This window comes from Blautia sp. HA9023 (genome assembly GCF_056504095.1).
In genome coordinates, this window is sequence record NZ_JBWLUR010000002.1 from 84555 (window position 1) to 103803 (window position 19249).

20 protein-coding genes, 1 pseudogene and 2 riboswitches are annotated in these 19249 nt (G+C 43.8%); of the genes and pseudogenes, 7 read left to right on the forward strand and 14 right to left on the reverse strand.

Annotated elements, in window-relative coordinates:
* Nucleotides 1-26: 26 nt before the first annotated feature.
* Nucleotides 27-1358: a cell wall hydrolase gene (locus AC04Q6_RS01830; RefSeq protein ID WP_242997006.1), complete on the reverse strand. Its 1332-nt coding sequence runs from the start codon at nucleotides 1356-1358 to the stop codon at nucleotides 27-29.
* Between the two features lie 176 nt (nucleotides 1359-1534).
* Here AC04Q6_RS01830 and AC04Q6_RS01835 point away from each other — a divergent pair, with 176 nt between their 5' ends.
* Nucleotides 1535-1846: a hypothetical protein gene (locus tag AC04Q6_RS01835; RefSeq protein ID WP_118062878.1), complete on the forward strand. Its 312-nt coding sequence runs from the start codon at nucleotides 1535-1537 to the stop codon at nucleotides 1844-1846.
* A gap of 24 nt (nucleotides 1847-1870) precedes the next feature.
* Here AC04Q6_RS01835 and AC04Q6_RS01840 read toward each other — a convergent pair whose 3' ends face one another.
* Complete coding sequence (locus AC04Q6_RS01840) at nucleotides 1871-2005, reverse strand: hypothetical protein (RefSeq protein ID WP_021976439.1); 135 nt, start codon at nucleotides 2003-2005, stop codon at nucleotides 1871-1873.
* Between the two features lie 106 nt (nucleotides 2006-2111).
* Here AC04Q6_RS01840 and AC04Q6_RS01845 point away from each other — a divergent pair, with 106 nt between their 5' ends.
* The 6 genes from AC04Q6_RS01845 to folK all read left to right on the forward strand — a co-directional run bounded on the left by AC04Q6_RS01845 (nucleotide 2112) and on the right by folK (nucleotide 5885).
* Nucleotides 2112-2468, forward strand: coding sequence for a hypothetical protein (locus AC04Q6_RS01845; protein ID WP_021976438.1), 357 nt, complete (start codon nucleotides 2112-2114; stop codon nucleotides 2466-2468).
* Nucleotides 2465-2740, forward strand: a complete 276-nt coding sequence (locus tag AC04Q6_RS01850; protein WP_118062881.1) for a hypothetical protein — start codon at nucleotides 2465-2467, stop codon at nucleotides 2738-2740. Before AC04Q6_RS01845 ends, AC04Q6_RS01850 begins: the two co-directional genes overlap by 4 nt.
* Nucleotides 2741-2961: 221 nt before the next feature.
* A riboswitch (THF riboswitch) is annotated at nucleotides 2962-3058 on the forward strand.
* A 144-nt stretch (nucleotides 3059-3202) separates the two neighbouring features.
* Nucleotides 3203-3760, forward strand: coding sequence for a GTP cyclohydrolase I FolE (gene folE, locus AC04Q6_RS01855; RefSeq protein WP_021976436.1), 558 nt, complete (start codon nucleotides 3203-3205; stop codon nucleotides 3758-3760).
* Complete coding sequence (locus AC04Q6_RS01860; protein ID WP_118071432.1) at nucleotides 3760-4236, forward strand: HD domain-containing protein; 477 nt, start codon at nucleotides 3760-3762, stop codon at nucleotides 4234-4236. The genes folE and AC04Q6_RS01860 overlap by 1 nt, the downstream gene beginning before the upstream one ends.
* Nucleotides 4237-4247: 11 nt before the next feature.
* Nucleotides 4248-5054: a dihydropteroate synthase gene (folP, locus tag AC04Q6_RS01865; protein WP_021976434.1), complete on the forward strand. Its 807-nt coding sequence runs from the start codon at nucleotides 4248-4250 to the stop codon at nucleotides 5052-5054.
* A 9-nt stretch (nucleotides 5055-5063) separates the two neighbouring features.
* On the forward strand, nucleotides 5064-5885 hold the full coding sequence (gene folK / locus AC04Q6_RS01870; RefSeq protein ID WP_118071433.1) for a 2-amino-4-hydroxy-6-hydroxymethyldihydropteridine diphosphokinase: 822 nt from the start codon (nucleotides 5064-5066) through the stop codon (nucleotides 5883-5885).
* A gap of 246 nt (nucleotides 5886-6131) precedes the next feature.
* On the opposite strand, the gene putP is transcribed toward folK, so the two are convergent.
* From putP to hisD, 12 genes and pseudogenes are all read right to left on the reverse strand, one after another.
* Entirely contained in the window at nucleotides 6132-7640 is a 1509-nt protein-coding gene (putP, locus tag AC04Q6_RS01875) for a sodium/proline symporter PutP (RefSeq protein ID WP_178087509.1), read from the reverse strand.
* A 197-nt stretch (nucleotides 7641-7837) separates the two neighbouring features.
* Nucleotides 7838-9085 (reverse strand): type 1 periplasmic-binding domain-containing protein, encoded by a 1248-nt coding sequence (locus AC04Q6_RS01880; RefSeq protein ID WP_476389495.1) that lies wholly within the window; start codon nucleotides 9083-9085, stop codon nucleotides 7838-7840.
* An 18-nt stretch (nucleotides 9086-9103) separates the two neighbouring features.
* On the reverse strand, nucleotides 9104-9256 hold the full coding sequence (locus tag AC04Q6_RS01885) for an oligopeptide/dipeptide ABC transporter ATP-binding protein (protein ID WP_476389496.1): 153 nt from the start codon (nucleotides 9254-9256) through the stop codon (nucleotides 9104-9106).
* On the reverse strand, nucleotides 9198-10070 hold the full coding sequence (locus AC04Q6_RS01890; RefSeq protein ID WP_476389497.1) for an ATP-binding cassette domain-containing protein: 873 nt from the start codon (nucleotides 10068-10070) through the stop codon (nucleotides 9198-9200). The genes AC04Q6_RS01885 and AC04Q6_RS01890 overlap by 59 nt, the downstream gene beginning before the upstream one ends.
* Nucleotides 10063-10848: an ABC transporter ATP-binding protein gene (locus tag AC04Q6_RS01895; protein WP_021976429.1), complete on the reverse strand. Its 786-nt coding sequence runs from the start codon at nucleotides 10846-10848 to the stop codon at nucleotides 10063-10065. Before AC04Q6_RS01895 ends, AC04Q6_RS01890 begins: the two co-directional genes overlap by 8 nt.
* Nucleotides 10849-10862: 14 nt before the next feature.
* Nucleotides 10863-12431 carry an ABC transporter substrate-binding protein gene (locus AC04Q6_RS01900; protein ID WP_118071436.1) on the reverse strand — a complete coding sequence of 523 codons (1569 nt, stop codon included), beginning with the start codon at nucleotides 12429-12431 and terminating at the stop codon, nucleotides 10863-10865.
* Between the two features lie 60 nt (nucleotides 12432-12491).
* On the reverse strand, nucleotides 12492-13322 hold the full coding sequence (gene nikC / locus AC04Q6_RS01905; protein WP_118071437.1) for a nickel transporter permease: 831 nt from the start codon (nucleotides 13320-13322) through the stop codon (nucleotides 12492-12494).
* Complete coding sequence (nikB, locus tag AC04Q6_RS01910; RefSeq protein ID WP_118062895.1) at nucleotides 13323-14261, reverse strand: nickel ABC transporter permease; 939 nt, start codon at nucleotides 14259-14261, stop codon at nucleotides 13323-13325.
* A gap of 189 nt (nucleotides 14262-14450) precedes the next feature.
* Nucleotides 14451-14640: riboswitch (cobalamin riboswitch) on the reverse strand.
* Nucleotides 14641-14928: 288 nt separating this feature from the next.
* Nucleotides 14929-15888: a M14 family metallopeptidase gene (locus AC04Q6_RS01915; protein WP_118062897.1), complete on the reverse strand. Its 960-nt coding sequence runs from the start codon at nucleotides 15886-15888 to the stop codon at nucleotides 14929-14931.
* 95 nt (nucleotides 15889-15983) lie between these two features.
* Nucleotides 15984-17265: pseudogene (gene hisIE / locus AC04Q6_RS01920) on the reverse strand (bifunctional phosphoribosyl-AMP cyclohydrolase/phosphoribosyl-ATP diphosphatase HisIE).
* A 19-nt stretch (nucleotides 17266-17284) separates the two neighbouring features.
* On the reverse strand, nucleotides 17285-17872 hold the full coding sequence (gene hisB, locus AC04Q6_RS01925; protein WP_118071439.1) for an imidazoleglycerol-phosphate dehydratase HisB: 588 nt from the start codon (nucleotides 17870-17872) through the stop codon (nucleotides 17285-17287).
* Nucleotides 17872-19182, reverse strand: coding sequence for a histidinol dehydrogenase (gene hisD, locus AC04Q6_RS01930; RefSeq protein WP_021976577.1), 1311 nt, complete (start codon nucleotides 19180-19182; stop codon nucleotides 17872-17874). The genes hisB and hisD overlap by 1 nt, the downstream gene beginning before the upstream one ends.
* Between the last annotated feature and the right edge of the window lie 67 nt (nucleotides 19183-19249).

Consider the following 19249-nt stretch of genomic DNA (forward strand, 5'->3'; position numbering starts at 1 on the left):
CAGCTGCTGACAGGGATAATGTATCATTATACCCAGTCTACAAAAAATGTATGATCTTTATAAACTTCGTATTTAACCTTGCTGAAAGTTAACGGTTGTTTTTTGAAAGAACTGTTCATCATAAAATACATATAATTAAAATCTTTCTGTTTAAATCCGGTCAGAGTTCTTGATTTCCCGTTCTTGACATAATTATTGAAAATCGTCATTGCTTTTTTTGCTGCCTGATATGCAAGAGTGCGGTTCTCAAAATTGCCTTTAAGACGTTTCAGAAGAGCTCCGTCACGAACTACAGAATATTGCGGATAAGTACCATTTACCATGCTTTCGTAAATTACACCGCGAACTGTGGAAGGAAACTCTTTATCTTTTTTAATTGTACGGTTAAGAACACAAAGTGCTACCGCTTCCATTCCAATCTTTCCCTGGTCTCCTGCTTCGGATTCACATAATGCAGCCAGAAGTGCTTCGTCTGTTGTCTTACCGTTAGCAATTCCCGGATGAGTCTTGTATTCTTTCACCATTGTGTAATATCTGGAATTCTGAGTGTCATAAACTTTTACGTTTCCATTACTCAGATTCTGATTTGAATGGCTTGTCTTAACAGTAGCTACACCTGTCGAAGAAATTGTATAAGTAACTCCACTGACGGTTACTGTTGTACTGACAGCCATAGAACCATCTGTTTTAAAATAATATTTCTTTCCATCAATAGTTTTAAGTCCGGTAGCCATAGAACCGTTACTGGTAGAAAAATAGTATTTCTTTCCGCTGATGCGCCTCCATCCGGTAGTCATATATCCGGTTTCAGGATCAAAATAATAGCTGATATTTTTGGATGTATTTTTCAGCCAGCCGGTAGCCATTACACCGGAAGTGCTGTGAAAATACCGTTTCTGGCCTTTGCTGTTTTTTAACCAGCCAGTAGCCATGATACCTTCGCCACTTGTAAAATAGTATTTCTCACCTTTACTGTTTTTCATCCAGCCTCTGGTCAGTTTACCTGTTTTTGGATCAAAATATCGTTTCCGCTTCCTGGAATCTGTCAGCCAGCCAGTTACCATAACTCCCTTCTGACTGGTAAAATAATAAGTCTTTTGGCCATTTACGTTTAGCCAGCCCTTAACCTGAACACCTGTAGTTTTATTAAAATAGTATTTATATTTTCCAAGTGTCAGCCAGCCTTTTTGTTTGCTGCCGTCGCTTTTTATGTAGTATGTCTTTCCTCCAACTGTCTTAAAACCGGCAGTTGCTGCCTGTACTTCAGTTGCAGAATGTGAAAAAAAAGCGCAGCCGGCCAGAAGTAAACATACCAGCATCAGTCCCTTCATCCACTGTCTTGCTCTGAGATTTTTCATAATTTTCCCCATTTCTTTATGCCCGATAACAAAATATCAGTTCTGTTTCAAAAATTACAAAAGTGTTACATTGTGTTTATTATATCGTAACGAATAAATACTGTCAACTTTTTTGTAACCAGGGACATCTCCTACCCATATGATGAAGTGTAAACAAAATTCTGGAGGACTTATCGATGAGTGACTTAGCGGCTACAAATTGCGGTTGTAATGACTGCGGGTGTGATTCCGGATGTGGCAATAACTGCGGATGTAATAACAACGGCTGCGGATGCGGCAATAACTGTGGCTGTGGCGGATGGGGAACTTCCCTGTTTGGCGGCGGAAACAGCTGCTCCTGCATTCTCTGGATCATCTGCCTTCTGTGCTGCGGCGGCAATAACGGATGCGGTAATAACAATGGCTGTTGCAATGACAGCTGCTGGATCATCATCCTTCTTCTGCTCTGCTGCGGAAATAATGGATGTGGCTGCAACAACTGCTGTTAAAAAGATTCGCAGAAAGGGCAGAGGTTACTTCCTCTGCCCTTTCTGCCGGTGTTTTTTTGCGGCTTCCTGTTTCTTCTTTTTTTCTTCCAGACACTTCAGATCTATCTCATAAAAAGCATTCCCATCAATCACAAGCCTTTGCTTTTTTTCTGATTCCATAGTTTTCTCCCGAAAATAAATTCTTCCATTTATAATATGAAACTTTTTGTATTTCTGTCATATTCTTTCACGAAGAAACATAGATTTCATGAAAAAGGACATTTTTATGGAACAGGATTTTGTTGCCAGAACTGCACTTGATGAGATGGTAGAAAGTGACCGGAATCAAATGCTGAAAGCCATGATTCCATATTTACCTGCCTCTGGCCAGCAGTTTCTGTCTATGTATGCAAAAACTCAGGAATTGATCAATACCATGACCCTCTTCAAAAATCGCAAAAATTATCCGGATATGCAGGCAGCCAGTCTTTCCATGTCTGATCCGATGGAAATACTTCAGGATATCCGAAGATGCTGCGGTGGTGAAAAACGCAGACAGATCGACCAGATTACAAATCTTATAGCTGTCATGCAAATGATAAAAATTATGAATGAGGAACCGTCAGGAGGTGAAAATCCATGAGTGATGACTGGAAAAACAATCCAAAGCTTTCCCAAATGGATCCGCAGAAACTTTCCATGCTTCAGAATCTGGCTGATCAGGGACTTGGGAAAAATCCTTCTGAACTGATGCCGTTTATTATGGGCGCAGCTTCTCAGGAAAAAAATGCGGGATTAAATTTTAGCTCTGATGAAATCTCTGCGATTATTGAAGTGCTTAAGATAGGAAAAAGTCCCACGGAAATCGCCCGGCTTGACCGTATTGTAAATCTGATGAAAATGATACGCCATTAACAACCCTGTGATCCCGGAACAGCGCCTTTTCTGTTCCGGGAATTTTCTGTCTTATATTCCTTTTCCCATCTGTCTGAATATAATCTGCAAAAATCCGACATATCTATAGATTCTATCGCATAATTCATAGAACATATTCTCTATTTTTGTGATATTTTTTTATCATTTTCACTTCCTTCTTATATCAGTATATGGTATACTTGTCCATGAAATGAATGATATGCAAAATAGGACTTTATGCGTCAAGTGTTTGGCGAATGGGGAGTTGTCGCCAGAACGAAAAGTACGTCTTACGGTATGAAGTCCGCACCCGTTGCAGCAATATAAGAGGATATCTCATATTGTGTAGGGCTTTTTTCGACATACGTTCTATTACAATTGGAGATATCTTTTTTGTGTGCAAAAATAAAAAAGACAGTCTCCGAAAAACGTGATTTTTTTAACAAATGGAGGTTGTTATTTATGGTAGACAAAGCAAAAGTAGAAGAAGCAATCAAACTTCTTCTCGAAGGAATCGGCGAAGATGTGGACAGAGAGGGACTGCAGGGAACTCCGGAGCGTATCGCCCGTATGTGTGAGGAAATTTATGGCGGACTTGACAACGAGGCGGACGAATATCTTCAGAAACAGTTCCATGTAGAAAACAACGAAATGGTCCTGGAAAAAGATATTACCTTTTATTCCATGTGCGAACATCATCTTATGCCGTTTTACGGAAAAGCTCATATCGCATATATCCCAAATGGCAAAGTTACCGGCTTAAGCAAGCTGGCCCGTACCGTTGATGTGTACGCGAGAAGACCTCAGATCCAGGAACGTCTGACTGTGCAGATCGCAGATGCCCTGGAACGTGTTCTCGCTCCAAAAGGAATCATGGTAATGCTGGAGGCGGAGCATACCTGCATGACCATGCGTGGGATCAAAAAGCCGGGAAGCAAAACGGTTACGACTGTCACCAGAGGTGAATTCAAAGAAAATATGGAGCTCCAGAAACAGTTCCTTGCTATGGTTAAGGACTGATGGACAGAGTAAATCAGATCTGGAATCATCCGATCTATCAGAATGAGCTTAATAAGCTTCAGCTTCTGGAGACTGACCGTGAATTCTGCAGACATACACCGGAGCATTTTCTGGATGTGGCACGCCTTGCCTATATCCGGGCACTTGAGGAAAATGCTCCGGTTTCAAAGGAACTGATCTACTGTACTGCCCTTCTTCATGATATCGGACGGGCCAGACAGTATGAAGATGGCACTCCTCATGATGAGGCCGGTGCTGCTATCGCCGGGCAGATCTTAAACGAGCTTGGATTTTCTATGGAAGAAATTGAAGCGATCGTTTCGGCAATACGTGGTCACAGAGCTCAGACGGATCAGACAGTTCTTGGAAAACTGCTCTATACTGCGGACAAAAGATCCAGAAACTGTTTTTCCTGTAAAGCAGAGCCGGAATGTTACTGGTCTCCTGCCAAAAAAAATATGACGATCCAATATTAGGAGGTTTTTTCATGAAAATCGGAAATCGTGAGTTTGATGTAAAAAACAAAACATACATTATGGGTATCTTAAATGTCACACCGGATTCTTTCTCAGATGGCGGAAAATGGAATGATATGGATCATGCCCTGAAACATACGGAAGCTATGATCGCCGAGGGTGCTGATATCCTGGATATTGGCGGAGAGTCAACCCGTCCGGGACATACACCAGTTGGTGCACAGGAAGAGATTGAACGAGTACTCCCTGTTATTGAGGCAGTAAAAAGCCGTTTCGATATCCCGATTTCTGTAGATACATACAAGGGATGTGTTGCAGAAGAATCCCTGAAACATGGAGCAGATCTTATCAATGATATCTGGGGACTGAAATACGACCCGGAAATGGCTCCTGTCATTGCCAGATATAATGCTCCCTGCTGTTTAATGCATAACAAAGATAACACAGAGTATAACAACTTTATTGTAGACATGCTGGCTGAAACCCAGGAATGTGTCAATATCGCCAAACGTGCCGGTATTGCCGATGACAAGATCATTCTTGACCCGGGTGTCGGATTTGGTAAAACATATGAGATGAACCTGATGACCATGGATAATCTGGAGCTTTTCCGGAAGCTGGGATATCCGGTACTTCTTGGTACCTCCAGAAAATCCATGATCGGACTTGCACTTGATCTTCCTGTAGATCAGCGTGTAGAGGGAACCCTTGCCACATCCGTGATCGGTGTTATGAAGGGCTGTGCATTTGTCCGTGTTCATGACATCAAAGAAAATAAACGCGTCATCCAGATGACAGAAGCTATTCTGGGACGCTAGGAGGAACTGATGGATAAAATCGAAATCAGAGATCTTGAGATTTTTGCAAACCATGGTGTATTTCCGGAAGAAACAGCTCTCGGACAGAAATTTGTTGTTTCTGCTGTTATGTATACAGAGACACGTCCGGCAGGGCTGGCAGATGATCTTTCTGCTTCCATCAATTATGGGGAAGTCAGTCATATGATCACCGATTTTCTTCAGAAAAACACTTACAAACTTCTGGAGGCTGCTGTGGAGAATCTGGCAGAGCTGCTGCTGCTTTCTCTTCCGCTTCTTAAAAAGATCACCCTTCGTATTGAAAAGCCCTGGGCTCCGGTAGGCCTTCCACTGAAAACCGTTGCTGTGGAAATTACCCGAGGCTGGCATACAGCTTATGTTGCTTTTGGTTCCAATATGGGGGATAAGAAGAAATACCTGGACAATGCGATCCAGGGGCTTCGGGATATGAAAGAGATCGTTGTTGAGAAAGTTTCGGAGTATCTTGTGACAGAGCCTTATGGCGGTGTGGAGCAGGATGAATTTCTCAATGGAGCTTTAAGAGTCCGGACTTTGCTTTGTCCGGATGAGCTTCTTGACAGGCTGCATGTGCTGGAGCAGGCTGCTGATCGGAAGCGGATCATACATTGGGGGCCACGGACACTGGATCTGGATATCTTGTTTTATGATAATGAGATCATTGATACGGAGGTATTGCATGTGCCTCATATTGATATGGAGAATCGGGATTTTGTGTTGAAGCCTATGGTGGAGATTGCACCGTATTTGCGGCATCCGGTGTTGAATTTAACAATGGAGCAGTTGTTAAAAAAGCTGCTTGAAAATGCATAATAATCTAATTTTATTGCAATTTGGAAGTTGTGAAAAGCGTGGGGGAAGGGAAGCATTCGTAGTTGCGAAGGCCATTTCCCTTCCCCACACCCCTTCCCTCCGGCCACGCTTAGAACATTTTGGCTGTGTGACTTTATTTAATTATAAATAAAAAAAGATGACAAGCCCGATACAGATGTCTTGGCTACAATCTGTATCGGGCTTGTTTTGTTTGAGTGTAAGTTATTGAATAAAATCCTTAATTCTTTATTTCTGGTTTACCAGATCGAATTCGTCGGTGATCTCTTTGGATGGGGCTTTGGTGAGGAGGCTGACGATGATGTTTGCTGCGATGGCTACCATGAAGGCGGGGAGGAGTTCGTAGATTCCCCAGGCGCCGCCGAGTTTGCTGATTCCGTATTTCCAGATGAATACCATGGAACCGCCGCAGATCATTCCTGCCAGGGCTCCCTGCCAGTTGGAGCGTCTCCAGAATAATGCCAGGAGGACTACAGGGCCGAATACGGCTCCGAAACCTGCCCAGGCGAAGGATACGATGGTGAAGACGGAACTGTTCGGGTCACGGGCGATGAACATAGCTACTACTGCGATCAGAAGAAGTGTGATCTTATCCGCTACCATGCTTTCTTTTTTGGTTTCTTTATCCTTCAGGATGCTTCCGAGAAGGTCGGAAGAAACTGCTGAAGATGCTGCCAGAAGCTGGGAATCTGCAGTTGACATGGTAGATGCCAGGATTCCTGCGAGGATAAGTCCTGCAAGGATCGCTGCGATCACACCGTGCTGGCTGAGAAGATTTGCAATCTGAACGATGATGGTCTCAGATGCGGAACCTTCCAGAAGATCAAACTCTCCTGCTGCTGTCATTCCAAGTCCTACCACACCGATCAGTACTGCTACTGCCAGTGAGATCACTACCCATGTAGTTGCCACTCTTCTGGAAAGTGTAAGTTTCTCTTCATCTTCAATCGCCATGAAACGAAGAAGAATATGTGGCATTCCGAAATATCCAAGTCCCCATGCAAGCATGGAAATAATGTTAAGCAGTGGATATGCCTGTTCTGTTCCGGTTGTGGGATCATATGTAGTAAACATAGTCAGATATCCCGGCAGGGATCTTGCATGGTCTGCAACTGCCTCAATACCACCGGCAGTGCTGATCCCGAATACGAATACGATCACAAGTGCGATGGACATGATGATACTCTGGATAAAGTCTGTAGTAGATGCTGCCAGGAATCCTCCCAGTGTAGTATAGCCAACGATAACCAATGCACTGATAATCATAGCCGGCAGATATTTTACGCCAAAGAGACTTGCAAAAAGTTTACCACAGGCTGCAAATCCGGAAGCTGTATACGGAATAAAAAAGATTACGATAAAAATCGCTCCGATGGACTGCAGAATCTTCTTCTCATCTCTGTAACGGTTACTGAAAAAGGATGGCAGTGTAATGGAGTTTCCTGCCACATGTGTGTAGCGGCGGATTCTTTTTGCCACGATCCTCCAGTTTACGTATGTTCCGATGGCAAGGCCAATGGCTGTCCAGCCTGCGTCTGCAATACCGGTAAGATAAGCAAGTCCCGGTAATCCCATCAGAAGCCAGCTGCTCATGTCAGAAGCCTCTGCACTCATGGCTGTTACCAGAGGTCCAAGTTTTCTTCCTCCCAGATAGAAATCAGAACTGTCATTGTTGTTCTTGGAACACAGATAACCCACAAAGATCATTGCACCCAGGTAGACGATAATGGCTGCCATTATACAAATATGTGCTGTTGTCAAGAATAGTTCTCTCCCTTCATTTATCTATGTATGTTTTCACATATTTATAGATTTTATTATATTAACTTAAGAAAGTAAAGAGGATTTTCCATTTTTTTGAATAAAAATGTCTTTTATACGAAGAAAAAGGGCTGAACCCATAAGACAGCCCAGCTCTTTTCCAAAATTTCTGTTTAGTTTTCCTCAATACGCTTCTGCACATCTTCCACTGTGTACGCTTCTGTCAGTGCTTTCAGATCATCCGGTGTGGTATCTGTACTGTAAGCTTTGATAACTTTCATCAGATCCGCACAGCTGTATGCATTTTCGTAAATATCCTGTGTATATCCGTAAAGCTCATTGAAGGTATCTTTATCGGATGCGCTCCAGAATCCCTGATACAGACGAACAGTATTGCTATCTGCATCATCGGTGTTTGCCTCCGGATGACCGGACATTGCATTGTACAGGATCGCAAATGCAGGACCGCCCATGGATGCATATTTTCCTGCAATGTAATCAATCTTCGGATTACCAAAAGAATCGTTATCATTGATCTCATCATGATTTTCCATGGAGAAGCAGTCAACAGCTCCGACCTTGATATTGGAGCCCTGCTCTTCTTCCTTGGAAGTAATCGTCTTCATGATCTCATCTACATTGAAGGTACAGAGAACTGCATCATAATTTCTATCTACAAAAGCATGTTTCAGGTTATTGATTCCTTTCGGATCTGTCATATATCCAGGGCAGATGGTAATGCTGACATCATCCTTTCCTGCATCTACAACCGTTGTTTTCTCAGATGACGCAAGTTTTTCAACATCCTCCGAATAAGTCAGTCCTTCTTTTTCAGCCAGTCCTTCCAGAACACCAATGGTTCTCTGAAGGTGCATGTAGTTTCCTGCGGAAGAACCACCGGTCAGCACAATATAACTGCTGGTATCTGCATCTGCAAAATAATCTGCCATATTGTAGCCGGCTTCATAATCTGCCTTTGCATCCGGTCCTACACTTCCAAGAAAATACGGGCTGGTTTTTACCTTGTCATAATCTTCATCGCTGATACTTCCGGAACCAAGAACATAATACATTTCTTCTTCATCACAGGCTTCTACAATCTTCTGAATATCCTGTCCATAAAAAGAAATGATTCCGCTTACGCCCTGCAGCTTCATTGCGCGGATAAAATTGATCTCGTCCTCTGCAGAATTAATGCTGCCTGAAAAATAGAACTTTACCGGAAATCCCTGCTGGATATATTCTCTGTAATAGTTCATAAACATGTTGATTTCCGGGCTGTTCTGATTATATACTACAACACCTATTGTATATTGAACATCTCTGTCTTCCACAGCAGCGGAAACTTTTTTCCCGCCAACTGCAAAAACGGCAAGCAACAACAGCAGAATGCCCATTACTTTAAAGTTTTTTAATGTCATACTGTTTTTTGCCTTTCTTTATTTCTCAGTTACATAATGGCAGGCTACTTCATGTCCGGACTCTACCTCTGTAAGCACCGGACGGATCGTCTTACATTTCTCCATGCAGTGCTCACAGCGATTCTGGAACGGGCAGCCATGAGGAACATCGCAGAGGGCTTGGAGCCTCACTTTCAATACTCTCGATCTTTTTGTTCTGATCCATATGAATGGAAAACTGAGCGCCAAGAAGAGCCTGTGTATATGGATGAAGAGATTTTTCTGCAACATCCTCTCCTGGAATTACCTCCACGATATTTCCAAGATACATTACCGCGATCTGATGAGCAAAAGAACGGATCAGCGCCAGGTCATGGCAGATAAAGAGCATGCTGATGTTTTTCTCCTTCTGGAGACGTACCAGCAGCTGGATCACGGACTCCTGTACAGAAACGTCAAGTGCAGAAGTCGCCTCATCACACACCAGGATCTCCGGTTCCAGGGAAAGTGCACGTGCAATACTGATACGCTGTCTCTGACCACCACTCATGTTATGAGGATAGCGGTCTACAAAATCTCCGGGAAGTTCTACCATTTTCAGAAGTTCTCTGGCTTTGGCTTCTTTTTCGCTTCTTTTCAGTTTCCCGTAATTGATCAGCGGCTCTGTAAGAATATCCACGATCTTCATTTTCGGGTCAAAAGATGCCAGTGGATCCTGGAATACCATCTGCATATTCTGACGGTTCAGCCAGGTTTCTTTTTTGGAAAGATTGGAGAGATTTTTTCCATGATAAAGGATCTCGCCACTGGTCGGCTTGTCAAGAGAGATGACCATACGGACAAAGGTGGATTTACCACAGCCACTCTCTCCTACGATTCCCAGAGTCTTTCCTTTATAAACATTCAAGTTCACATCATTGCAGGCTGTCAATGTTCTGCCACCGGAAGCCGGGAACTGTTTTACGATATGTTTTGCACTGAGCACGATATCGGATTCCTTAAACATAACGCTGTCCCTCCATTTCCGGCACTGCAGCCAGCAGTTTCTTTGTATAGTCACTGGTCGGATGATTCATGACTTCATCACGTGTTCCCTGATCCACAACTTTTCCGTGCTGCATAACAACCAGCTGATCGGCCATATAAGCCGCTACACCAATGTTATGGGTAACGATGATGATGCCGGTTCCGAAATCATCACGGAGCTCCATCATCTGGCGTACGATCTGTGCCTGCGTGGTTACATCCAGGGCACTGGTCGGCTCATCTGCAAGAAGCAGTTCCGGGTTAAAAGTCATAGCCATGGCAATACCAACTCGCTGGCGCATACCACCGGAAAGCTGGTGAGGATAACTTTTCATGATATTTTCCGCGTCTGGAAGACGCATTTTCTGAAGCATGGAGCAGCCTTTTTTCCATGCTTCTGCTTTGGATACGTCAGTATGTGTACAAATATACTCCACATACTGGCTTCCGATCTTGCGGATCGGATTCAGGGTTCCACCACAATCCTGAAAAATCATGGAAATGCGGGTACCTCTTAAATTTCTCCATTCATCCTTGGTATTGGAAAGCAGGGAATGTCCGTTGAACTGAATATCACCGGCACTGACCCGGCCACCCCCGGCAAGAGCGCCGAGGACAGCACGGATCACGGTTGTTTTTCCACTTCCACTCTCTCCTACAACACTGATGATCTCACCCTTCTTCATGGAAAGATTGAAATGCTCAATGGTAGGTGCCTGCTTTCCGTACTGAACAGAAAGATCCTTGATTTCAAGCATAAATAAACGCTCCTTTACTCGGCAAGAGTGATATCCTTTGTCAGCCAGTAGTAATCCATCGGATACATCTTAACTCCAGTTACTTTCTTATTGGAGAAGAGATAAGTTGTCTCATAACCGAAGAATACAGTTGCTGCATCATCCATAATATCCTGCTGGATGTCGATGATCAGATCTTTTCTTGCATCCTCATCGAATGTCTGAGCAAGCTCATCAAGAAGCTTATCTACATCCGGATTGTTGTATCCTGCAGTATTGTTTGCGGAAGAGCTGTACCAGTTCTCTCTTAAGTAGTTCTCCGGATCACCTGTGTTGGCAACCAGTACATTCCAGATCAGAAGGTCATACTGACCGGAATCTCTCATGTCAAGAAGTGTCTCATAACTTACAGTATTCAGGTTTACATTGATACCGATCTCTTTCAGGCTGGCCTGTGCTGCCTGTGCGTATACACCAAGCTCTGCACGGCTTGTGTAAATAACGAAATCAAGAACAAGCGGATCTCCGTCCGGAGTCTCTACAAATCCGTCACCGTCAACATCTTTGTATCCAGCTTCCTCAAGAATCTTCTTTGCGCCATCCGGATCGTAAGCATTCTCATCTTTCAGATCATCAAATCCAAAGTCAAGTGTTGGCGGAACCGGTGCTTTACCAGCTGTTGCACCACCCTCAAGAAGAGTGTTACAGTATGTCTCTTTGTCAAGTCCGCGGAGAAGTGCCTGACGAAGTGCCTTGTCGCTGAGTGCATGATCCTCGTTCTGGTTCATGAACGCATAGGTGGAACGAAGAGACTGAAGTTCCTGAATATCATAGTTGTCATTTCCCTCGAACTCAACCAGGTTCTCTGTTTTCAGGTTGTAAGCGATATCGATCTCACCTGTCTGAAGAGCCATGGAACGTGTTGTCTGGTCATCCACACATTTCAGTGTAACTTTGTCAAGGGGAACTTCGCCATCCCAGTAGTTCTCATTCTTTACTACAACACAGGAGTCTGTCGGGCTGAAAGACTCTACTGCGTAAGGTCCTGTACAGATCGGTCCTTCCATTGCAAATGTGGAATCATCGACATTTGTATCAACAATGAGGAACAGCGGGTCTGCAAGGCAGCCAGCCATGTTTGCGTTAGCTCTGTTCAGGTGGAAAATCAAGTTCTGTCCGTCAACTTCGATGTTATCAAGATCAAAGAACTCCGGAACTCGGTCGCTCTTCTCGGCAGTACGCTCGATGGAAGCTTTTACCATCTCCGGTGTCATGTCATCACCGTTGGAGAATTTTACGCCCTCACGGATCTTGAATGTCCATGTTTTTCCATCTTCGCTGTTATCCCACTCTTCTGCAAGACATGGAACGATCTCACCGTGCTCATCGAATTTTGTAAGGCACTCACCGATCGCATAACGGGATACAACCCAGCTGAAATACTGCTCTGTCGGCTCCAGTGTATCTGCAAAGCTTGTTACTCCGATGGTGATCTCCTTATCACTTTTTTTGTCACCTTTTGCCTGAGCCACTGTTGTCATGGAAAAAGTCATCATGCATGCAAGTGTAGCAGCCAGCACTTTTTTAACTACGTTATTTCTCATTTCATCCTCCTAAAGATAAATAATACTGATCATATGGTGTTGGTTTGTTACAGAGTTGTTTTATTGATCCTGGCGCGGATCCAGTACATCACGGATGCTGTCTCCAAGCATGTTGAAAACAACAACACAGATCACGATAGCGATACCAGGGTAGATCATAAGCCATGGCGCTTTTGCCATGTAGGTCCTTCCTTCATTCAGCATCAGTCCCCATTCCGGTGTCGGCGCGGTTGCACCAAATCCCAGGAATGAAAGGGAAGCCAGTTCCAGCATCATGGTTCCGATATCTGCCGCTGCAGTTACCACCATCTGGGTTACCATGTTGGGAAGAACGTGTACAAGAAGAATTTTCCAGGTCTTTGTTCCGTTTACCACAGCTGCCTCTATGTAAAGACTCTTCTTGACTTTCAAAACCATACTTCTTGCAAGGCGGGCATATTTTGTCCAGCTTACAGCCGCAATGGAGATAACGGCATTGACCAGATTCGGTCCGAGCATACCGGCAATGGCAATGGCCAGAACAAGGCCGGGGAATGAGATCATCATATCCGCGATACGCATGATCACTGCATCCACAACACCACCGAAATATCCGGCGATAACTCCTAAAAATGTACCGATCACAAAGATCACCGCAACCAGACATAAGGTCATGATCAGAGAGGTTCTTGTTCCGAAGATAACACGGGAAAGAAGATCTCGTCCAAGCTTATCCGTTCCGAACGGATGAGCGGAGCTTGGCTCCTGCAGTGATTCGGTCATAACTGCATCCAACGGATCATATGGAGAAAGCTGCGGTGCAAAGATCGCAACACCGATCACCACGAGACCCAGAATAAAGAAAAGAGTGAACTGTTTATTTTCTTTGAATGTTCGTAATACCTTTTTCAATTATCTATCCTCCTTAAGTCTTGGATCGAGATAAGTATAGGACAGATCCACAAGCAGGTTGATGCACATGTACAGGATCGCGATCCAGAGTACATAGCCCTGTACAAGAGGATAGTCACGACAGGAAATTGCCTTTACTGCCATATTTCCCATTCCAGGCCAGTTGTAAATGATCTCTACAACTGCAGTACCTCCCAGAAGACTTCCAAGGGAAAGCCCCAGCAGTGTTACCAGCGGAAGCATTACATTAGGAAGAACGTGTTTCCAGAGAATGACGCTTTCCTTGATCCCACGCATTCTTGCACCTGTGACATAATCCTGGTGAAGTTCCTCCAGTACTGCACTTCTTACCTGTCTGGTATACTTTGCAGACATGGCAAGTGCAAGTGTCAGCGCCGGAAGGATCATGGATTTAAAATCTGTACTGCCTCCGGCAACATTGATCCAGCGAAGCTGAACACCAAAGATGCTGAGAAGGATCAGGCCCAGCCAGAAGCTTGGAACAGATACTCCCACAAAGGTAATTCCTCTTACAAAATAATCCGGGAATTTGTTCTGATATACAGCGGCCAGTATTCCAAGCGGTATGGAAATAATGACCATCATCAGAAGTGCCAGCAACGACATCCTCAGCGTCGGCCAGAAACAGGATACCAGTTTATCCGTTACCGGCATTTTGAAAGAATAGGACTGTCCCATATCTCCTGTTACAACACCTTTCAGCCAGGAACCATACTGCACAAGAAATGGCTGGTCAAGGCCGAGATCATGTCTTGTCTGTTCCAGAAGTTCCGGTGTTGGAAGATTACCACACTCTGTCAACATGATCTCCGCAGGATCACCAGGTGACAGGTAGGTCAGTCCAAATGTGAAAAAGCTGATTCCAAATAATACAATGATAATCTGGAGAAATCTTTTTCCTACTTGTTTCTTTGTCACGTTTTACTCCTTTCCTCATTTGATGTGATTTTTAGCATAGCCGTTTCAACTTATATAAGATAATAATAACTATAATGGGATTCTTTATATGCAGAAAATGCATGGAATTTTAGAAATACGCACGAAAAAAGCCCGTGACGAAATACGGGCACACACAAAAAAACTTGCTTCCTATCTTCCGTAAGAATCATCTTAAAACAATTACAAGCAGGTCTCCTGACTCAGGCTCCTCACCCTCAGACACCTTCCCGGCCCTATTTCTCACGCACCCGGCCAGTGGTATTTTATCTGAGGATTCCCCATTACAGTGACGGGATCGTACCGGATTTACACCGGTTTCCCTATTAATCCTCTCGGAACTTGCAACGACTGATGTAAAAATCAGCAAATGCTGTTAAATTACGGATTTATTATATGATAAATCTATTGCTGTTGTCCATAGAAAAATGTTGTATTTTTAGAATATTTATCAATTTTGTCAAAGCTGTTTGAATTGTACATATACCCCGTTAGGTATTTAACAACTGAGTTTATCCGATTTGTCAAAAAAATACGGATTTTACGCGTTTGTTTTTACAAATAGAACAACAAACGGTAAAATCCGGTTTTCTTATCGTTTCTATAGGAATTGAATAAAACAATTTTTGGTGGAAAAGCTCTGCGAATATCAGGTCAGCGTCTCTGTGATCGCTGCATAGGCGATCATCGGTCCGTCCTCAATAATATTCAGGCTGGCTGTCTGATAAAGTACAACTCCATTTTCTGTTGCAATGGATGTATAAAGCAGGTTTCCGTAGTAATCTCTCAGTTCACCCAGGTCTTCTCCTTTAAAGAAGTACTCTCCAGGCTTTTTGGATGGATACCAGCATCCGGTATATGGTGCATATTCATATACCACATTTTCCAGAAGCATCTGACGGTAATGTTTCAGTCCGTGACATTTCTTCCCCTGAAGATGAAACACAAGATGACGGACGTCTCTTTTGTCCTGTTCCACTTCCTCCCAGGTCCAGTAACTGTGTCCGCCCCTCTCGATGAGAATGCTTGGAATTCCAAGAGAAGAAGCATAATTATAGGCACCACCTGTAGCAGTTGTAGAGCGGACCACATATTTGACACCGATATGTCTTGCCATATGTAAGGACTTCTCTGCCGTCTCTTCATCTACAACCCCTACATAATAAACATATGGATGAAGCTGCTCATATCCGTCTCCGCTGTGCAGATCAATATAATAATCCGTTATGGAAAAAAGTTTCGTCACCATGGTATAGGCAATGCGGTCTGCAGCTGTCCCCTCAGGATCTCCCGGGAAAACACGGTTCAGATTCTTACCATCTTCATAGACCATACTCATGGTACGATGTTCAAATCCACTGACATTGACCAGCGGAATGATGATCACATTTCCCTTCAGTTCCTCCGGCTGAAATTCTTTCGCAAGTTCCATCGCCGCCTGTATTCCTACATACTCGGCGCTGTGTACTCCTGCTGTGATCAGGATCGTCGGTCCGTCTTCCACCCCGCAGATCACAGTCGCCGGCATCGCCATGCCGCATCCTGTGATCTCAATCTTACCTTGTGCTTTTTCTCCTTTTTCGATCACCCAGTCATCAATTTTGATCATTGGCTGTTTCCCTTTCCCTTTTTCTTATATTTCCGCACTTTGTTCCGATAAGTATACCATGCCTAACCAAAATTGTATATGTCTTTTTTTTAATTCTATCTTTTTGCCAGTTCTCTGGTGATCTCTTCCCAGCTGACACCTTTTTCCACCATCAGTACCATCATGTGATAGAGAAAATCTGAGATCTCATACTTGATCTCTTCTTTATCCGGATTTTTGGCGGCAATGACGATCTCTGTACATTCTTCACCGACTTTTTTCAGGATCTTGTCAATTCCCTTATCAAAAAGATAATTGGTATAGGAACCTTCCTTCGGATTCGCTTTCCGGTCTGTGATCACATCGTACACATTCTGGAATACGTGGAGTGGATTGGTATCATCGTACTCTTTCTTCATCAGTGGTTTGAAGAAACAGGTACGGTTTCCTGTATGGCAGGCAGCCCCCACCTGATCCACCTTGGCAAGGATCGTATCATTGTCACAGTCAATGGTAAGGGATTTTACATACTGTACATGTGCCGGATGTCAGGCCTTTTGTCCAGAGTTCATTCCGGCTGCGGCTCCAGTATGTCATTTTTCCCAGTTTCAGTGTAGTATCAAAAGCCAGTTCATTCATATAGGCCAGCATCAGCACTTCATCTGTCCGGTAATCCTGGACAATAACTGGAACCATTCCATCACTGTTTAATTTAAAATCGGACCATGCAATATTGCTTTTATAGGTATTCACCGGAATTCCGGCTTTTTCGCAGGTCTCTTTTAATGTATGCAGATCATTTTCAAGGCTGCTCACATAAGCACCGCAAAGTCCGGACACGGCGGTTTCCCCTAAAAGCTCCAGAACTTTTTCCTGACTGCTTTCGTCCGTGTGGAGAACAATGGAAATCTGCGAAATCTGTGCGATTTCATTTTCCACTGTATCCAGAGCCAGAACACTGTCTGCATAAGTTTCGATCAGCTCCTGATTTTCTGTAAATTCCTTCAGATCAGAAATACTGATCATCATACGTTCTTTTCCAAAACGTCTGGATACTTCCTCAAGAAGCTCAATATTACTTTTCTTTGAAAAATTTAATACAACCTTGGCACAGCCTGCATAGATCAGTTTTTTTACGTCTTCCATACGTTTGATGTTTCCTGCTGCGATCACCGGGATCTCGGATGCCTGGCAGATATCCCGGATCTTTCCGATCGCACGGTCATGCTCAGCATCTGTGGAAGAAAAGTCAAACACCAGAAGCTCATCTGCTCCATTGTCGCCGTAAAATTTTGCAAGTGTCTCTACATTTCCATCTCCGAAAAGATTTCTCTGTCCAAATCCTGTTACTGCCTTTTCTGCCTGAAGATAAAGGCATGGGATCAACTGTTTGTTCATAAGTAGTCTCCTTTATGTATCAGAGGCTTCCCTTGGTAGAAAGCACGTCTGTGATCCGGGAATCGTACTGTGTTGCCGCATCAAGGGCTTTGGCAAAGCTCTTAAACATAGCCTCTGCCACATGATGGCTGTTTCCGCCGGAAAGAACTTTGATGTGAAAATTCATTGCTGCGGAATAAGACACTGCATAAAAGAATTCCTTCACCATCTCGGTTGCCATATCTCCTATTTTCTCCGTGGAAAACTCCGCATCCCATCCAAGATAAGGTCTTCCGGAAAGATCCACTGCACAGAGCACCAGAACTTCATCCATGGGAAGAATACAGCTGCCATAACGTTTGATTCCTTTTTTGTCCCCAACTGCCTCACGGATCGCATTTCCAAGGACAATACCTGTATCTTCAATAGTATGATGATCATCCACATTCAGGTCACCGTGTACTCTCAAAGTAAGATCATACAGTCCATGACGCGTAAAGCCGTCCAGCATATGATCAAAAAAGCCAATACCTGTATCAATATCGGAACTTCCTGTTCCGTCAATATTCAGCTGCAGACGGATCTGTGTTTCTTTTGTGTTTCTTTCGATCAGTGCTTCTCTTGCCATTATTCGTTCTCCTTATCCTCTTCCTCAAAACGGACCGCAATGGAGTTTGCGTGTGCAGTCAGCTGTTCCGATGTGGCAAACTGGATAATGTCCTTGTGGATCTTCCGGAGTGCTTCTCTGGAATAATACACAATGCTGGATTTCTTAATAAAATCATCTACAGAAAGTGCGGAGAAAAATTTCGCAGTTCCGTTGGTAGGAAGTACATGGTTCGGTCCTGCAAAATAATCTCCAAGAGGCTCAGAGCTGTGCTCTCCGATAAAGATCGCACCTGCATTTCGTACTTTCATCATATCTTCGAAAGGATTCTTTGTAACGATCTCCATATGCTCGGAAGCAATTTCATTGGCTGCCTCAATGGCCTCATCCATATCTTCTGCGATCAGGATATATCCAAAATTCTCCAGAGATTTCTCGATAATAGCTTTTCTGGAAAGTTTTTCAACAAAACCTTTTACCTCTGCGTCAACCTTATCTGCAAATTCTTCATTTGTTGTGATCAGGATCGCGGACGCCATCTCATCATGCTCTGCCTGAGAAAGAAGATCTGCCGCGATATAACGTGGATTTGCAGTCTCATCTGCAAGAACAAGGATCTCGCTTGGTCCGGCAATGGAGTCAATGCTGACATAACCATAAACTGCTTTTTTTGCAAGGGCAACAAAAATATTTCCAGGTCCTACGATCTTGTCCACTTTCGGGATACTCTCAGTTCCGTATGCAAGAGCTCCGATAGCCTGGGCACCGCCCACTTTATAAATTTCATCTGCACCGGCCTCATTGGCAGCAACCAGTGTGCTTGGATTCACCTTTCCGTCTTTTCCCGGAGGGGTTGTCATTACAATACGGTCCACACCTGCTACTTTGGCAGGAACGATATTCATCAGTACAGAAGATGGATATACAGCTTTTCCGCCTGGAACATAAACACCTACACGGTTCAGTGCAGTTACTTTCTGGCCAAGCATAGTACCGTCTGTCGTACTTGTGAACCAGCTGTTCTGAAGCTGCTTTTCATGATAGCTGCGGATATTTACCAGCGCTTTTTTGATCACATCAATCAGAGACGGATCTACCAGCTTATAAGCTTCCTCGATCTCCTCCGGTGTAACACGGATCGTCTCCTTTGTCACTTCAACTTTATCAAATTCTCTGGTAAAAGCAAACAGCGCTTCATCTCCCTCTGCCTTTACTTTTGCGAGGATATCTGCTACTGCATCCTCATATTTGCCATAATTATTAGGACTTCTTTTTAAGAGAGTTTCCAGAATATCTTTTGTAGATTCCTTGGTGAGTTTTACCTTACGCATAATAACTTCTGCCTTCTTTCTGTATTTATTCACAATCCGTTCCACTACATGCTCATAAGCAAATAAA

What these genes read in the sequence shown, in the direction of transcription:
- AC04Q6_RS01830 (WP_242997006.1), bottom strand. Translation starts at nt 1,358, where the DNA reads ATGAAAAATCTCAGAGCAAGACAGTGGATGAAGGGACTGATGCTGGTA.
- AC04Q6_RS01835 (WP_118062878.1), top strand. Translation starts at nt 1,535, where the DNA reads ATGAGTGACTTAGCGGCTACAAATTGCGGTTGTAATGACTGCGGGTGT.
- AC04Q6_RS01840 (WP_021976439.1), bottom strand. Translation starts at nt 2,005, where the DNA reads ATGGAATCAGAAAAAAAGCAAAGGCTTGTGATTGATGGGAATGCTTTT.
- AC04Q6_RS01845 (WP_021976438.1), top strand. Translation starts at nt 2,112, where the DNA reads ATGGAACAGGATTTTGTTGCCAGAACTGCACTTGATGAGATGGTAGAA.
- AC04Q6_RS01850 (WP_118062881.1), top strand. Translation starts at nt 2,465, where the DNA reads ATGAGTGATGACTGGAAAAACAATCCAAAGCTTTCCCAAATGGATCCG.
- folE (WP_021976436.1), top strand. Translation starts at nt 3,203, where the DNA reads ATGGTAGACAAAGCAAAAGTAGAAGAAGCAATCAAACTTCTTCTCGAA.
- AC04Q6_RS01860 (WP_118071432.1), top strand. Translation starts at nt 3,760, where the DNA reads ATGGACAGAGTAAATCAGATCTGGAATCATCCGATCTATCAGAATGAG.
- folP (WP_021976434.1), top strand. Translation starts at nt 4,248, where the DNA reads ATGAAAATCGGAAATCGTGAGTTTGATGTAAAAAACAAAACATACATT.
- folK (WP_118071433.1), top strand. Translation starts at nt 5,064, where the DNA reads ATGGATAAAATCGAAATCAGAGATCTTGAGATTTTTGCAAACCATGGT.
- putP (WP_178087509.1), bottom strand. Translation starts at nt 7,640, where the DNA reads ATGGCAGCCATTATCGTCTACCTGGGTGCAATGATCTTTGTGGGTTAT.
- AC04Q6_RS01880 (WP_476389495.1), bottom strand. Translation starts at nt 9,085, where the DNA reads ATGACATTAAAAAACTTTAAAGTAATGGGCATTCTGCTGTTGTTGCTT.
- AC04Q6_RS01890 (WP_476389497.1), bottom strand. Translation starts at nt 10,070, where the DNA reads ATGTTTAAGGAATCCGATATCGTGCTCAGTGCAAAACATATCGTAAAA.
- AC04Q6_RS01895 (WP_021976429.1), bottom strand. Translation starts at nt 10,848, where the DNA reads ATGCTTGAAATCAAGGATCTTTCTGTTCAGTACGGAAAGCAGGCACCT.
- AC04Q6_RS01900 (WP_118071436.1), bottom strand. Translation starts at nt 12,431, where the DNA reads ATGAGAAATAACGTAGTTAAAAAAGTGCTGGCTGCTACACTTGCATGC.
- AC04Q6_RS01915 (WP_118062897.1), bottom strand. Translation starts at nt 15,888, where the DNA reads ATGATCAAAATTGATGACTGGGTGATCGAAAAAGGAGAAAAAGCACAA.
- hisB (WP_118071439.1), bottom strand. Translation starts at nt 17,872, where the DNA reads ATGGCAAGAGAAGCACTGATCGAAAGAAACACAAAAGAAACACAGATC.
- hisD (WP_021976577.1), bottom strand. Translation starts at nt 19,182, where the DNA reads ATGCGTAAGGTAAAACTCACCAAGGAATCTACAAAAGATATTCTGGAA.